Origin of the sequence: Trichococcus alkaliphilus, from assembly GCF_003008695.1 — a bacterium.
Classification (GTDB): domain Bacteria; phylum Bacillota; class Bacilli; order Lactobacillales; family Aerococcaceae; genus Trichococcus; species Trichococcus alkaliphilus.
The window spans coordinates 1-14,605 of the sequence record NZ_PXZT01000022.1 but is presented as its reverse complement, the minus strand read 5'-3'; the positions used below and the strand labels follow the sequence as shown (position 1 = coordinate 14,605).

Annotated in this window: 15 protein-coding genes; 11 read left to right on the top strand and 4 right to left on the bottom strand. The window is 47.6% G+C overall.

Annotated features, from left to right (window positions below):
* The first annotated feature begins 3 nt into the window (after window positions 1-3).
* Window positions 4-2,418, top strand: a complete 2,415-nt coding sequence (gene pheT / locus C7R73_RS13125) for a phenylalanine--tRNA ligase subunit beta (RefSeq protein WP_106450941.1) — start codon at window positions 4-6, stop codon at window positions 2,416-2,418.
* Window positions 2,419-2,493: 75 nt separating this feature from the next.
* Here the strand turns inward: pheT and rnhC are convergent, their stop codons facing one another.
* Entirely contained in the window at window positions 2,494-3,444 is a 951-nt protein-coding gene (gene rnhC / locus C7R73_RS13120; protein ID WP_106450940.1) for a ribonuclease HIII, read from the bottom strand.
* 221 nt (window positions 3,445-3,665) lie between these two features.
* On the opposite strand from rnhC, the gene C7R73_RS13115 reads away from it, so the two are divergent.
* The 4 genes from C7R73_RS13115 to trxA all read left to right on the top strand — a co-directional run bounded on the left by C7R73_RS13115 (window position 3,666) and on the right by trxA (window position 7,877).
* Entirely contained in the window at window positions 3,666-4,454 is a 789-nt protein-coding gene (locus tag C7R73_RS13115; protein ID WP_106450939.1) for a cell division protein ZapA, read from the top strand.
* A gap of 29 nt (window positions 4,455-4,483) precedes the next feature.
* Window positions 4,484-5,026, top strand: a complete 543-nt coding sequence (locus tag C7R73_RS13110; RefSeq protein WP_106450938.1) for a CvpA family protein — start codon at window positions 4,484-4,486, stop codon at window positions 5,024-5,026.
* Window positions 5,027-5,112: 86 nt separating this feature from the next.
* Window positions 5,113-7,488, top strand: coding sequence for an endonuclease MutS2 (locus tag C7R73_RS13105; RefSeq protein ID WP_106450937.1), 2,376 nt, complete (start codon window positions 5,113-5,115; stop codon window positions 7,486-7,488).
* 77 nt (window positions 7,489-7,565) lie between these two features.
* The gene (gene trxA, locus C7R73_RS13100; RefSeq protein ID WP_106450936.1) at window positions 7,566-7,877 is read left to right on the top strand and encodes a thioredoxin; all 312 of its coding nucleotides are present in this window, start codon (window positions 7,566-7,568) and stop codon (window positions 7,875-7,877) included.
* Between the two features lie 347 nt (window positions 7,878-8,224).
* Here trxA and C7R73_RS13090 read toward each other — a convergent pair whose 3' ends face one another.
* Both C7R73_RS13090 and C7R73_RS13085 read right to left on the bottom strand, forming a co-directional pair.
* Window positions 8,225-8,650, bottom strand: coding sequence for a YslB family protein (locus C7R73_RS13090; RefSeq protein ID WP_161525956.1), 426 nt, complete (start codon window positions 8,648-8,650; stop codon window positions 8,225-8,227).
* 556 nt (window positions 8,651-9,206) lie between these two features.
* Window positions 9,207-9,515 (bottom strand): transcriptional regulator, encoded by a 309-nt coding sequence (locus C7R73_RS13085; RefSeq protein ID WP_106450933.1) that lies wholly within the window; start codon window positions 9,513-9,515, stop codon window positions 9,207-9,209.
* A gap of 213 nt (window positions 9,516-9,728) precedes the next feature.
* On the opposite strand from C7R73_RS13085, the gene racE reads away from it, so the two are divergent.
* The 4 genes from racE to cbpB all read left to right on the top strand — a co-directional run bounded on the left by racE (window position 9,729) and on the right by cbpB (window position 12,279).
* Window positions 9,729-10,553: a glutamate racemase gene (gene racE / locus C7R73_RS13080; protein WP_106450932.1), complete on the top strand. Its 825-nt coding sequence runs from the start codon at window positions 9,729-9,731 to the stop codon at window positions 10,551-10,553.
* Between the two features lie 15 nt (window positions 10,554-10,568).
* Entirely contained in the window at window positions 10,569-11,192 is a 624-nt protein-coding gene (locus C7R73_RS13075; protein WP_239992645.1) for an XTP/dITP diphosphatase, read from the top strand.
* Window positions 11,193-11,711, top strand: a complete 519-nt coding sequence (locus C7R73_RS13070) for a metallophosphoesterase (RefSeq protein WP_106450930.1) — start codon at window positions 11,193-11,195, stop codon at window positions 11,709-11,711.
* A gap of 67 nt (window positions 11,712-11,778) precedes the next feature.
* Window positions 11,779-12,279: a cyclic-di-AMP-binding protein CbpB gene (gene cbpB / locus C7R73_RS13065; RefSeq protein WP_106450929.1), complete on the top strand. Its 501-nt coding sequence runs from the start codon at window positions 11,779-11,781 to the stop codon at window positions 12,277-12,279.
* 94 nt (window positions 12,280-12,373) lie between these two features.
* Here the strand turns inward: cbpB and C7R73_RS13060 are convergent, their stop codons facing one another.
* Complete coding sequence (locus C7R73_RS13060) at window positions 12,374-13,279, bottom strand: mechanosensitive ion channel family protein (protein ID WP_106450928.1); 906 nt, start codon at window positions 13,277-13,279, stop codon at window positions 12,374-12,376.
* A gap of 267 nt (window positions 13,280-13,546) precedes the next feature.
* On the opposite strand from C7R73_RS13060, the gene C7R73_RS13055 reads away from it, so the two are divergent.
* Entirely contained in the window at window positions 13,547-14,011 is a 465-nt protein-coding gene (locus tag C7R73_RS13055) for a DUF948 domain-containing protein (protein WP_106450927.1), read from the top strand.
* Between the two features lie 40 nt (window positions 14,012-14,051).
* Window positions 14,052-14,516: a YtxH domain-containing protein gene (locus C7R73_RS13050; protein ID WP_106450926.1), complete on the top strand. Its 465-nt coding sequence runs from the start codon at window positions 14,052-14,054 to the stop codon at window positions 14,514-14,516.
* Window positions 14,517-14,605: the final 89 nt, after the last annotated feature.

Sequence of the window (14,605 nt, the reverse complement as noted above, 5' to 3'; positions counted from 1 at the left end):
GAAATGAAAGTTTCCTATAAATGGTTAAAAGAGTATTTAGATCTATCTGATGTAACACCTGAAGAATTGGCTGAAAAAATGTCCCGAACAGGTATCGAGGTGGACGACGTCGTCTATCCTGGCAAAGGCTTGTCCAAAATCGTTGTCGGCGAAACGTTATCCGTGGTCGACCATCCTGATTCTGACCATCTGCATGTCTGCCAAGTGAATATCGGGGCTGAGGAACCGATCCAGATCGTCTGCGGAGCGCCGAATGTGGCTGTCGGGCAAAAAGTCATCGTGGCTTTGCATGGCGCACGGATCACCGGCAACGCAAAAATAAAGAAGGGCAAAATGCGCGGTCAAGAATCGAACGGAATGATTTGTTCGTTGGCTGAATTGGGCTACTCTGAAAGTGTTGTTTCCAAAAAATATGCGGACGGGATTTTTGTACTGCCTGCTGAAGCTGTTCCCGGAACGGAAGTCGTAGACTTATTGGAACTGGATGATGCGATCCTGGATATCGATATCACGCCGAACCGTGCCGATGCTTTAAGCATGCGCGGATCCGCCTATGAAGTCGCAGCCATCTACAACAAAACACTGAAATTCCCGGAGGCTCCTGTCTCCGGAAAAACAGGTTCTGTAGCGGATTACATCAAAGTTGCCGTTGAGGACACGAACGATGCGCCTGCCTACCATATCCAAGTGATCAAAGACGTAAAAATTGCGGAAAGTCCGCTTTGGCTGCAGAACAAACTGATGAACGGCGGCATCCGTCCGATCAACAACGTAGTCGACATCACGAATTACATCCTGTTGGAATACGGCCAGCCGCTGCACGCTTTCGACTATGATCAAATCGGTTCCAAGGAAATCATCGTCCGCCGTGCCAAAGCGAACGAAATGATGACTACTCTTGACGGAGTGGAAAGAACGCTGGACACGGATAACATCGTCATCACGAACGGCACTGCGCCGATTGCATTGGCGGGCGTCATGGGCGGTCTGGATTCGGAAATCACCGATGAAACCGTGACTGTCGCATTGGAAGCGGCATTGTTCAATCCGGTTTTGATCCGCAAAACAGCTGGGAAGTTCAACTTGCGCAGCGAATCCAGTTCCCGTTTCGAAAAAGGCATCAACGTAGCGACAATCCGCACAGCTGGACAACATGCCGCTGAGCTGATTCACGAGTTGGCAGGGGGAACAATCGTTGCCGGTACGGCTTCTATCGATACTGTGGAAGTGAAGGATACGGAAGTGGTCATCACTTTGGAAAAAATCAACCGTTCGTTGGGGACTGCCATTTCCAGCGAGGAAGTGACTGCCATCTTCAACCAGTTGGGCTTTGCATCGACATTTGACGGCGAAACATTCAGCGTTTCTGTGCCGCCGAGAAGATGGGATATCTCCATCTATGCGGATATCCTGGAAGAAGTCGCACGCATCTACGGATACGACAACCTTCCGGAAACATTGCCGATCACACCAGCTTTGCCTACTGCATTGACGCCTAAACAACATACGATGCGCATCACCAGAAGATTCATGGAAGGTGCGGGACTGACCCAGAACATCAGCTATGTCCTGACTACCGCCGAAAAAGCGAGAGAATACGCAGTCGAAGACAAGGAAGGCATCCGTTTGGCTTGGCCTATGAGCGAAGACCGCAGCACGCTGCGGATGAACTTGTTGAGCACGTTGCTGGACAACGCCGCTTACAACGTTGCCCGCAAGAACACGGATATCCAATTTTATGAAATCGGTCGGGTGTTCTTCCCGTCAGCTGATCGCGTTTTGCCGATTGAGGCAGAACGTTTGGCCGGAGTGATGACAGGAATGGCCTACCAAAAAGATTGGCAAATGGCTGCTGAACCCGTCAACTTTTACCATGCCAAAGGGGTATTGGATGGTTATTTCGAAACGATGGGCCTGAGCGATCAAATCCGTTTCGAAGCTGCCAAAGACCTGAAATGGATGCACCCAGGCAGAACGGCTGCCGTTTATCTGGGCGATGCCTATATCGGTTATGTCGGCCAAGTCCATCCTGCAACGGCAAATGCCTATGACCTGAAGGAAACTTATGCCTTCGAAATCGATTTCGAAGCGATCATCGCCGCACCGAAAGAAGTGATCACGCAACAGCCGATCCCTAAATTCCCTGGCGTGACCCGCGATGTGGCTTTATTGGTTGATGAGACCGTCACACACCAACAGATTGTAAAGACCATCAAGGAAAACGGCGGAAAATTCCTGAAGGATGTCCATCTGTTCGATATCTATCAAGGCAAAGGCATCGAGGACGGCAAGAAGTCGGTGGCTTATTCCATGTCATTCCTGAACCCTGAAGCGACGCTTGTCGATGAAGACATCAACAAAGCCTTCGCCAAATTGGTTGCGGCTCTGGAAACCGAATGCGGAGCTGCCATCCGATAAGTGATCCTGCTTGCCTAATTTTACTGAACAATACACAAAAAACGATTCGCCGTTTCTGAGGCGAATCGTTTTTTATTATATATACGCCAGTCGGATGGCTTTTTGGGTGTTGGCGAAGTGAAGCTTCGTGTATTTGTCCAGCAGTTCCAAGCCGCCTTCACGGTACATTTCCGCAGCAATCAAGTCGACGTTGGCGCCGGCGCCTGAAGGGATCGGATAGCCAGAGGCTGCGGTCATGTCCGCCAAAGTCTTGAGGAAGTAAAAGCGGGCGATGATGGAAGCCGCCGCCACCGCCAGATGGTGGGATTCGCCTTTGGTCTGGAAATGAATGTTCTCCTTCACTTGCACTTTTTGATCGGCGATATGCTTGAAATACGTGGAAGGCAATTCAAACTGATCGACTAGGATCGCTTTGGGCTTTTCCGGAGCGATTTTCTTCAACAGCTGATCGAGCACTTGGTTGTGCAGCAACGCCTTCATTTTCCCTTGTGACATCGTCGGTTGGACCTCATTGTATTTCTCGGGCATCAAGTTGATGACGCTGTGCGGGACTTGCTTCACTAACTGCTTCGCGATGGTGATGATGCGGGCATCCGTCAGCGCTTTGGAATCCTGGACGCCCATGTTCTTCAGCAAGGGCAATTGTTCGGTGGACGCGTAGACAGCGCAGACAGTCAGTGGCCCGAAATAACTGCCGTTGCCGACTTCATCGCTGCCGATGACGGACCAAGTGGAAAAGCCTGCAGGGAGGCCGGTTTTGCTCGGGGCTGCCTTGTTAAAGCCGTTTTTTGCGACAGGGGGTTTTGGATCCCCAACCTTCTCGCTGGCGGCATGCCACTGTGCTGCTTCACTTTCGGCGTTTTGGCCTTGGAACAGCACTTTTCCGGAATTGTAACCGGTGATGGTGGTCTGGTTCTTTTTGGCTGTGAAAAGGCTGTGCGGCACAGGTTTCACAACGTAATCCTGATAAAAGACGGCCATCTTTTTCAGTTGGCCCGTCGTTACTTTCAATACGACATTCGACATATTCTCATCCTTGCTCTATTTAATTTTTCTGGACAGCTTCTCGAGGGTAGCATCCCTTATTCTATCACAGGAAGGGTACTTCTTGATGGTGAAATGTGAAGGGAGTCAGCCGGCTATTTCCGGTAAATGGGCAGGTTTGCGAACAGGAAGAGGTTTATACTGCAATCTGCAAGATTTATGTTAAAATATATTAGACAGTTTTTTAATGGAGGTCTTTGAATATGACGGAAAACAAAAGAAGATTCAAAACAATCATAGCAGGGAAGACCTATACGATTGTGGGAAATAAAGCACCTGAGCATTTGACTGCGGTATCGGAATTGGTCAATGCGCAATTGGAACAGATCAAACAAGCAGCACCGACGCTTGGTCGGGAGGAGCGCGGCATTCTTGTGGCTGTGAATGCCATTTCCGATCAGATCACGAAACAGTTGGAGATGGAAGAGTTGTTGCTGAAAGTGGCAGCGCTCGAGAAAGCTTTGCAGGAAAGCCAAAGCGTTACACACTCCGTTTCCGTTGAGGAAACAGAACAGGCTGAGCCGGAGAATACTTTAGCCGAGGCGCCCAATCCTGAAGTTGTTGCCGACGTTGAACCTAAAACTGACGCCGTTCCCCTGGCAGAGGAGAACGCAGCTACACAAGCAGGTGAACCCGAGGCAACAGCGGTTGAAACGCCTGAAAAGGAACACAATCCAGAAAAGCTGACCGGTAATGCGGCCGCTAAGAAGGCAGTGGCTACCTTTGCGGGGAAAAAGCGCGATAACGAGAGCCAAACAGTGACTTCTATGCCTGCAACCATCAGTGAACTGCAACAAGCTGCCCGCGAAGCCAACGAACTGCCGGCAAGGAAATCCAATTCAAAATTGACGAAGACGACAACCGCTTCTGAGGCGGCACTAAAACGGGCGCAACACAGAAATCAGGTGCGTTCGGCTTTGGGTGTCAACAGGAATGCTGAGAATACTATTCCGCCTTACACCAAAAATCACGAGCACGATGGAAAAAAGTAGTAAAAAGACTGTAGAAATCAGGTGAAAAAATGCTTACGTTGATCATAGTGCTCTCACTATTGTTGGGCATCTATACTGGCGTCAGAAGAGGACTTATTCTGCAGGTTGTCTACACCCTGGGATATTTCATTTCTTTCTTGGTCGCCAGAGAATACTATGCCGTAGTCGCGGGAAAAATCGATTTGTTGGTCCCGTACCCATCCGTCGAGTTCGGCAAAGAATTGATTTTTTACACAGAAGAAGTGTCATTCGTCCTGGATCAGGCGTTTTATAACGGATTGGCGTTCGTCCTGTTGTTGTTCGCGGGCTGGCTTGTCACGAGATTTGTCGGGAGCATGCTGAACTCATTGGCATTCTTCCCCATAATCAAACAGCTGAATCAGCTGGGTGGCGGCGTACTCGGATTCCTGATGCACTACATCGGGATCTTTCTGTTGCTGACGCTCGCATCCATGATTCCATTGGATTTCATCCAACAGCTTTATGTCGAGAGCGAACTTGCGGCTTGGATGGTATCAGAAACGCCATATTTCTCACGTTTGATCTATGACTGGTGGATCGGTATCATTTAGTAACTGAATGTTAATTTAACAGAAGGGACTATATAGTGTACTATATCGTCCCGTTTTTTTGGAGAAGCACTTTTTAGGAGAATGAGATGAATAATAAAATTAGCAAAACATTAGAGTTCGAAAAAATAAAACAACAGCTCCAGAATTTTGCGGCAACCGACCAAGGGAAGGATCAGATTCAGGCTTTGCGGCCCGAAACCGATCCGGAAAAAGTCGTTGCACTTCAGAATGAAACGGAAGACGGCAGAAAGGTGTTGCGCCTGAAGGGCGGGATTCCGATGCCAAGGCTGAAGTCCATCCGTAGCCACCTGAAGCGACTGGAGATAGGCGGCACCTTGAACGGCAAAGAGATCACCGAAATCGGACGGGTATTGTCGACTACAAGAGAAATCATCCAGTTCTTCCAATGGTTCGAAGACAATGAGATTCCCTTCTTTGTCCTGGACGAATTGGTTGCCAAGCTGGTTGTATTGCCTGAAATCACAAGAAGGATCCAAGCAACCGTCTATGAAGATGGGACGATCCAGAATGATGCCTCGCCTGCCTTAAAAGGAATCCGCACAGGAATCAAGCAGGGCGAACAAAATATCCGGACCAAATTGGATGACATCATCAGAGGCAGTAAGTCAGCATATCTGAGTGATGCCATCATCACCATCCGTAATGACCGGTTTGTGATTCCGGTCAAGATTGAATACCGCAATCAGTTCGGCGGGATTGTCCACGACCAAAGCTCAACCGGTCAGACGCTTTACATCGAACCGCAAGCCATACTGGATCTGAATAATCATCTGCGCCAGCTGGCTGCGCAGGAGAAAGCGGAAATCGAGCGGATTTTGTATGAATTATCGATGGAAATCGAGCCTTTCACGCAGGAATTGTACGGGAACAGCGAAGTATTGGCGACTTTGGATTTCATCAATGCAAAAGCACGTTATGCCGATTCCCTGAAGGCGACACGCCCAATCATCAGCAAAGAAAACCATATCGCCATCTGGAAAGCCAGACACCCGCTCATCGATCAGAATGACGTAGTCGCGAACGATCTGATCCTTGGCGAAGCATACCAAGCCATCGTCATTACCGGTCCGAATACGGGCGGTAAGACGATCATGCTGAAGACACTCGGGATCATCCAGATGATGGGCCAATCCGGACTTCAGATACCGGCGGATGAGGACAGCCAAATCGGCATTTTCACGGAAATATTTGCGGATATCGGCGACGAGCAGTCGATCGAACAGAGCCTTAGTACGTTCTCCTCGCATATGACCAACATCGTCTCGATCCTGAATCAAATCGACGACAAAAGTCTCGTGCTCTTGGATGAATTGGGTTCCGGTACCGATCCCCAGGAGGGCGCTTCCCTGGCCATCTCTATTTTGGACTATATCGGCGGCATCGGCAGCTATGTCATGGCCACCACCCATTATCCCGAACTGAAAGCCTACGGTTACAATCGCTCCGGCACAATCAACGCCAGCATGGAATTCAACGGAGAGACTTTGGCTCCGACTTATCGTCTGCAGATAGGCGTACCCGGACGAAGCAACGCCTTCGACATCTCTAAACGACTCGGGCTTAACCCGAGCATCATTGATCAGGCGCGCAGTTTCATCGATGTTGACAGCCAAAACCTGAACGAAATGATTGCGGATCTGGAACAGAAGCGACGCGTCACCGAAAAAGAATCCTTGCAGCTCCAAGCGCAGTTGGAAGAATCCGACAAGTTATTGGCGGATCTGAAGCGCGCCAACGAAAAACTGGAAACCAACAAGGAAAAAATCATCGAAGACGCCAAGAAAGAGGCCAACAAGTTGGTCGATACTGCGAAAGAAGAAGCGGAATTCCTGTTGCAGGAAATCCGTGAAATGCAGCTGAACATGGGGACTTCCGGCAGCATCAAAGAACACGAGCTGATCGATTTGCGCAAGCAATTCAATGATCTGCGCCAAGAGGAATCTTTGGTCAAAAACAAAGTGCTGCGCAAAGAAAAAGAGAAAAAGATGTTCAAACCCGGCGATGAAGTCATAACGGAAACATATGGCCAGCGAGGCACACTCGTTGAAAAGAAAGGCAACGCCGAATGGGTCGTGCAGATGGGGATCATGAAGATGAAGTTGCCGGAGTCGGACCTCAGGCTGATCAAAGAGGAGCCGCAGCAACAAAGAAGACAAAGGCAGATTGCCACTGTCAAGTCGGCTTCATCCAGTCACGTGGCGACGCAGCTTGATCTCAGAGGCCAGCGCTATGAAGAAGCTTTGGCTGAAGTCGATCAGTATTTGGACGCGGCTTTATTGGCGGGTTATCCGCAAGTCACTATCGTTCACGGAAAAGGGACAGGCGCCCTCCGAAAAGGTGTGGGCGACTTACTGAAGCGTCATCCGCAAGTGCTGTCCTACGAGTATGCAGCGGTTAACGCCGGTGGAAACGGCGCGACAATCGTGACGTTCCGCGGCTGAGCAGATTGATTGGTACTGAACAAAACCTCTGCTATAATTGACACATAAAGAAATGAATTTTGAAGGGAGTAAATACAATGGTAAAAATATTAACAGATGCAAATTTTGAGGCAGAAACAAAGAATGGGGTCGCACTGGTCGACTTTTGGGCAACTTGGTGCGGACCTTGCCGCATGCAATCACCAATCATCGATGAATTGGATGCAGAAATCGGCGACAAAGTGACATTCGCTAAAATGGATGTGGATGCTAACCCGCAAACCCCAAGCCAATTCGGCATCATGGGCATCCCAACATTGTTGATCAAAAAAGATGGCCAAGTCGTAGAAAAATTAGTCGGCTACCACGCAAAAGAAATGCTTGAAGAAACGCTTGAAAAATATATCTAAACAATAAAAAAGAGTTGCCGGTGTCCTGATGTTTCAGGATATCCGGCAACTCTTTTTGTGTTTTGGACATTGTGGAGTGGGCGTAGTTATTGGCGAAAGGCAATGGACCGAAGGAAATCGACGGTACCGGATGCGCTCCTCCGGCCAGAGCCTCCCCGCAGGAGGAGGAAGATCCAGAAGAGCCCCAGCTCCGGCGAGGATCCCTTCACCGGAGGACAGCAAACGGACAGAGCCGCAGCTCTTGCCGAGGCGGCTTTCGCCGGAGGACAGTCAAACCGCCCGGTCACAAACCCAAAAAAAGCCGAACCATCGCGGTAATTTCTTACCGGATGCTTGGACTTAGCTGATTATTCGATGAACAGGGTGATGATGACTTCTTTCTTCTTGTCTTTACCGACTAGGATCTCTGCTTTTGCTTCACAGGGGAGACCGGTCGTCATCTGGATCTGCTGTGCCAAAAAACCGGCTTCCAGTTGGAAGGAGGCCTGCTCGTTTTGGGTGCGGACAGTGATCAGATCGCTTTCCAGACGGTATTGTTGCGTATTTTTTTCTTTTTTGAGCAGTTCCAGCTGTCCGAAACCGCAATAAATCATCGCTTCATATAGGTCTTCCTGACTTTTTAATGGGAATTGCCGAGCCAAATCTTTTCCGGCCCAATACAATATTTCATCGGTATGTTCGCCAAGGATGTTCCCCAGAAGGTAATCCCTTATCAATAAATAGGAGAAGTGTTCGTTATCGATAATACGGGCATTTTCGTTTTCAGGATTCAATTGTTTTCCCCCCTTAAATGTACTCTTCATTATACACGTATTTTAAATAGTGGATAGAGCCTATTTTCAAGCGATGCCTATCAATGGCGTTTTTTTTCAACATCAGGCATAATAGGGTTAAGAAATCCAATACCCAAATCGAAAGGAAGATGTTTATGTGGACTGCTAAGAAAGTTTTGGGATTGATGTTGCTGTTGATTCCTGTCTTCAAATATATTTCAGACTGGAAAAAAGAAGAGGGACAACGCCGCTTGCTGAACGGCTGAACAGACATCTCCATCCATACATAAAATGAAAACTCGTTATACCGCATTGCGCGATATAACGAGTTTCGTTTGTGATAAAGTAATAAAGTATACGATATTTCAAATGGGAAAGTGCATCACCATAGGTGATTCACAAGTTGGAAAATATTCCATGCATCCAATAGTGATGGCTAGCTTCACGGGTTACCCCTTCGGAATTTAGATAAATCGTGCCTATTGCGCTCTACGATGCTCAGTCGGCACGATTTCCTAAAATTCTTTCAGGGGTGAACGAACCCGCTCCGCTTTTCTTATTCAGACTTGATACCGTGCACTCTTTTGATGTTCAGTCCAAAAAGGATGCCGTTCCCGGGTGCGGTGATGTTAACCGTTTCTTCGATTTGGTTGATGATTTTTTCGGAATGTTCTGCCTTGGTCAACACCAGCAGGATTTCCTTTTCCGGTTCCAAAGCCAGATTGAACAACTTTTTGTTTTCGTGCATACCGGATCCGCGGCCGGCAATGACGGTGCCGCAGTAGGACTCTTCGCAGCGCGCGCTTTCGAAGACGCGGTCGATCATTCCTTTGTCGACGACGGTTACGATCGATTGATAACTCATTTGTGTGTCCACTCCTTTTCCTGGTTACTGAAATTGAGTCCATTGTAGCACAGTAATTTTTGAACGGCCAATAATCAGCGACGACTTTGGGAAAAGGAAATCCTATTTTCCGTAAAAGCGAAGCAATTTCGGATGAAATTTGACTCATTTTCACCAAAACAGTGCATCTTAAGGTAAAATAGAGATACGAAAACAAATAAAGGAAGTTACTGCATGAGCAAAAAAGCAATCGGTTTTATTGACTCTGGTGTCGGCGGCTTGACCGTCGTGAAACAAGCAATGAAACAACTTCCCAATGAATCCATTTATTATCTGGGGGATTCCGCCAGATGCCCCTATGGACCAAGGCCCAAAGAAGAAGTGATTCAATACACATGGGAAATGACACAGTTTCTGCTGAAGAAAGATATCAAAATGTTGGTGATCGCCTGCAACACAGCGACCGCAGCCGCCTTGGATGTCATCCGTGAGCGCGTGGACATCCCGGTGGTCGGCGTCATCAATCCCGGCAGTCGTGCTGCCATCAAACATTCGAAAAATGAACGCATTGCCGTGATCGGCACAAAAGGCACCATCAGCAGCGACGTTTATAAACAAACCATCAAGGACAAAGACAAGAGCATTTCGGTCATCAGCATGAGCTGTCCCAAATTTGTGCCACTTGTGGAGAGCAACCAATACAACGGATCGATCGCCAAAAAAGTGGTTGCGGAAACGCTGAAACCCTTGCTGAAGGAATCGATCGATACCCTCATTCTGGGGTGCACGCATTATCCGCTTTTGACCCCGCTGATCCAAAATGTGATGGGGCCTTGTGTGACCCTTATCGATTCCGGTGCCGAAACGGTATCTGAGGTGAGTACCTTATTGGACTATTTCCGCTTGGCGGAAAGTTCGCACAACAAGGAAGCATCCGAATACCGTTTTTATACAACGGGTTCGCCCAAACTATTTTCGGATATTGCAGAAAACTGGCTCGGACAGAGCAATTTTACAGTTGAAAAAGTTGATTTGGTAAATTTGATTGAAAATGATTGAGAAATGAGGGATACGATGAACACAACTGAAAAAAAGAAAATCGTGATAGCGACTAAAAATCCGGGAAAAGCCAAGGATTTCGCCGTCCTTTTTGAACCAAAAGGCTATGAAGTCGTGACTTTGTTGGACTACCCAGAAATAGAGGATGTTGAGGAAACCGGCTACACATTTGAAGCCAATGCGCGGAAGAAAGCTGAGACGATTGCTGATTTATTGGGCATGACTGTGTTGGCGGACGATTCCGGCATTTGCATTGATGCATTGGATGGCCAGCCAGGGGTATTTTCTGCTCGTTTCGCCGGTGGGATGAAAAGCGACGCCGCTAACAATGCCAAGGTGCTCGCAATGCTTGGGTCCCAGAAAAACCCGTCCCGCAAGGCACACTTCCATTGTACGTTGGTGCTGGCCCACCCGGATCGGGAGAGTCTGGTTGTTGAAGGGGATGTCGAGGGCGAAATCGCCGAGTTTCCGAGCGGAGACAACGGTTTTGGATATGATCCGTTATTTTATTTGCCGCATTTAGGCAAGACGATGGCGGAATTGAGCGATGTCGAAAAAAATCAGATCAGCCACCGCGCGAATGCCCTGAAAAATCTTGAGAAAAGTTGGGCAGCATGGCTGGAAAAGGAAGCGAACTAGATGATAAAAATACTTGCAGTCAGCGACAGTCACGGCAAGAAGGACATTCTGAACGAATTGGCTTTGCGATATGCGAATCGGGTCGATCATTTTGTCCACTGCGGCGATTCGGAATTGAGCAGTTCCGATCTGATTTGGGGGATCATGTCCACCGTGATGGGGAATTGCGATTATGATTATCAGATGAACGACGAATACCGATTCCAGGCCGGCGACAAAAATGTGCTGGTTGTCCACGGGCATCGTCATTCCGTGAGGGGCTCCTTGGCCGGTTTGAAAAGCGAAGCCCAACAAACGAGCGCTTCGCTGGTATTTTATGGACATACCCACATCGCCAAAGCTGAGCAAGAGGATGGCATTTTATTCATCAATCCGGGCAGCATCAGTCAACCGAGAGGCACACTGATGGAAAAGACTTATTGCATCGTCACGTTGGATGACCAAACGGCCACAGTTACCTATTACAATGACCGCCATCAGGAAATGGTCGACATGAAAAAACAATTTCAAATGCTTTGATCACATGCAAAGAAGGTGCTTCCGACGGATTAGACTCCGGATGGATACCTTTTAGGAGGAAATACAAATGATTAGTAACGAAGTAGCCGGGTTATTGCTGGATAATGACGCGTGCGGGGATCTGATGATTCACGGTGAAAATGTCGCCAATGTACATTGTTCGAATAACCTGAACCATGCGTTTCTGGTCCTGTCCCAAGTGAAGTATTCCGTCATTCCCGTATTGGATTCAAAGTCCCGCATCAAAGGACTAATTTCCATACCGATGATCATCAAGGCCATCACGGAAATCGATGCGATCCGCTATGACAAAATGGAAACACTCAAAGTGGAAGATGTGATGGACAGCAATGTACAGACCATCCGCCCATGGACGGACCTTGAGGATATCCTGAACTATCTGATCGATCATAATTTCCTGTGCGTTACCGAAGATGACGGCAAGTTTATCGGCATCATCACGCGCAAAGAAATTTTGACGAGAGTGAATCACCTGGTGCACGGCATCCACCGCATCTATAAATTAGAGAAAATAGAGGAGAAGGAAGAAGTGGCATCCAAAAAATAGGAAGCGGCTGCTTACTTCAAGCCTCGCCATATAAAAGAAAAAAGTGCTTCGCCCCCAAACCATTTGGGGGCAAAGCACTTTTTGCGTACGGGGTTTATACTTTCGGCGCGGTGTACGGCATGGCCGGAATCTGGATGCCAGCTTCCAACAGTGCGGCACGGTAGCTTCCCAGGAACAGGTTTTGGACGCTGAACTGCTGACCATTCAATGTATAAAAAATCACCCGATAGGCAAGCTGGCCATTCCCTTTGTCGGTGATGCCGACAACATTCGGACCTTTGACGATTTCCGGATGCTCCGGCACAATCCGTTCATTGACGGCATGGATGACCTGATCGACCGTTTCAAAATCGGTATCTGGATACAAGAGGATATCGATCATTGCCCGCATATCATTTCGGGACAGGTTGCTGATGGTCGTGATTGTATGGTTCGGCAAGAAATGCAACGTTCCATCAAAACTCTTGATCTGTGTCGTCCGCAGCCCTACGTTCACGACAGTGCCGTCGATTCCGCCGATGACAACATGATCACCTACATCAAATTGGGATTCCAGGATAATGAAGAAACCATTGACGATATCATTTATGAACTGCTGTGCACCAAGACCGATCGCCAAACCCGCAAGACCGGCACCGGCTATCAAGGTAGCAATAGGGACACCCATAATGGAGAGGACTCCGTAGATCAAAAAGAAAAACAAAAGATAACGCAAACCATTCTCGGCTATTTTATAGATAGTGGTAGCGCGGTTCTGCGTAATGTGTTTGGTCAATATCTGTTTTTCGAAAGTCCGGTGCAACACGTAATTTAGTATACGTTTTAAAGTGAAAAAGACGAGCAGCAAAAAAAGCAAGGTTATGCCTTTTGAAATAAACAAGCCCACAATCTCTTCCCAGGCGATGCTGTTCCACCATTTAACGAAAATGTTCGGATTCGTCACCACTTCCTCTATTAAATCCTGCGCAAGAGCGCTGTCTTGCATGCTTGCATCTATCATTCAAATCCCTCATTTCTGAACAGCTGTTTCCATTGTATCAAATTCCGGGGCTTATGAAAATGAAGATAGGGTTACGTTTTATTGAAGAAAGCATGTCTGGAGCCGCAGGATCCATTTCTAAGCGAATTGGCGTTAACTAAAGGGTTTTCAATAGCATATCGGAAATGTCTATGGTATCATTTTATTATAAATGAAATAAATCTTATAAAAATTCGTACAATGCTTTGACAGATGTGAGTATGAATTAAGAAGGAGTGAGTACAAATAATGGGGTATGGTGAAATTGCAGCTTTGATTGCTGCGCTGGCTTTTGCGGTATTGGTGGTTTTCATCATCTTGGCATTGAGGAAAGTCACTGACATCTTAGGCGAAGTTGAAAAAGTGACCCAGGAAGCGAATAAAAGCCTGGCCGTCATCACTAAAGATGTCGATCACTTGTCGATTGAAGTCGAAGGCTTATTGAATAAAGCCAACACGTTGGTGGACGACTTGAACGGCAAAATCAGCAAGACAGATCCTTTATTCACCGCAATCGGCGATTTGGGAGTGACCGTTTCCGATGTGAACCAATCAACCAGAAATTTGGCGGTATCACTTAAAGGCGGGGGAAAAGGCGTAAAAAGCGCAGCCGGTTCGTCCACTGTCGGAAAGCTTGGACGGACGGCAATGGCAATTGCGCGGCAACGGCAAGCGAAGAAAGAATCGAAGGACACAAAGTTCAAAACTTACTGAAGCGTCAACCAAACCATAAACGAAAAGGAGATTGAATATTATGACAAAAAGTAAAGGCGGATTTGTATTAGGGGCAATTATCGGTGGGGCAGCTGCAGCCATAACAGCTTTATTGTTTGCGCCAAAACCAGGCAAAGAATTGCGCGATGACATCACGGAGGAAGTCAATAATCTGCTCGATACAGCGCGCGATTACGCAGACATCGCTGTAGAGAAGGGCAATGAGTTCATGGACGTTGCCAAAGAAACTACTGAAGATATCAAAATCAACTTGAAGGACACCGGTTCATCCATAAAAACACAATTTACCGAAACTTCCAAACATGTCGGTGATGATTTAAAGAAAGTAAAGGAAGAAATCAAAGAGAAAGCCACTGATGTGAAAGAATTTGCCTCTGTCATCGCTGAGGAAGGCAAAGAAGAAGCTGCAGCCGTAACGGAAGAGAAAAAAGCCGCAGTGGAAGAAAAAGTCGAAGAAATCAAAGACAGCGTGGAAGACATCTAAACGCAACAAAAAAAACAGGCAGATTGCCTGTTTTTTTTGGCTCTCTGTCAAATAGTGTTGATGAGACATTTATTCTGTAGAAACAAAGG

Excerpts from the sequence above, each read along its gene's own strand:
- pheT (WP_106450941.1), top strand. The coding sequence starts at position 4 with ATGAAAGTTTCCTATAAATGGTTAAAAGAGTATTTAGATCTATCTGAT.
- rnhC (WP_106450940.1), bottom strand. The coding sequence starts at position 3,444 with ATGTCGAATGTCGTATTGAAAGTAACGACGGGCCAACTGAAAAAGATG.
- C7R73_RS13115 (WP_106450939.1), top strand. The coding sequence starts at position 3,666 with ATGACGGAAAACAAAAGAAGATTCAAAACAATCATAGCAGGGAAGACC.
- C7R73_RS13110 (WP_106450938.1), top strand. The coding sequence starts at position 4,484 with ATGCTTACGTTGATCATAGTGCTCTCACTATTGTTGGGCATCTATACT.
- C7R73_RS13105 (WP_106450937.1), top strand. The coding sequence starts at position 5,113 with ATGAATAATAAAATTAGCAAAACATTAGAGTTCGAAAAAATAAAACAA.
- trxA (WP_106450936.1), top strand. The coding sequence starts at position 7,566 with ATGGTAAAAATATTAACAGATGCAAATTTTGAGGCAGAAACAAAGAAT.
- C7R73_RS13085 (WP_106450933.1), bottom strand. The coding sequence starts at position 9,515 with ATGAGTTATCAATCGATCGTAACCGTCGTCGACAAAGGAATGATCGAC.
- racE (WP_106450932.1), top strand. The coding sequence starts at position 9,729 with ATGAGCAAAAAAGCAATCGGTTTTATTGACTCTGGTGTCGGCGGCTTG.
- C7R73_RS13075 (WP_239992645.1), top strand. The coding sequence starts at position 10,569 with ATGAACACAACTGAAAAAAAGAAAATCGTGATAGCGACTAAAAATCCG.
- C7R73_RS13070 (WP_106450930.1), top strand. The coding sequence starts at position 11,193 with ATGATAAAAATACTTGCAGTCAGCGACAGTCACGGCAAGAAGGACATT.
- cbpB (WP_106450929.1), top strand. The coding sequence starts at position 11,779 with ATGATTAGTAACGAAGTAGCCGGGTTATTGCTGGATAATGACGCGTGC.
- C7R73_RS13060 (WP_106450928.1), bottom strand. The coding sequence starts at position 13,279 with ATGATAGATGCAAGCATGCAAGACAGCGCTCTTGCGCAGGATTTAATA.
- C7R73_RS13055 (WP_106450927.1), top strand. The coding sequence starts at position 13,547 with ATGGGGTATGGTGAAATTGCAGCTTTGATTGCTGCGCTGGCTTTTGCG.
- C7R73_RS13050 (WP_106450926.1), top strand. The coding sequence starts at position 14,052 with ATGACAAAAAGTAAAGGCGGATTTGTATTAGGGGCAATTATCGGTGGG.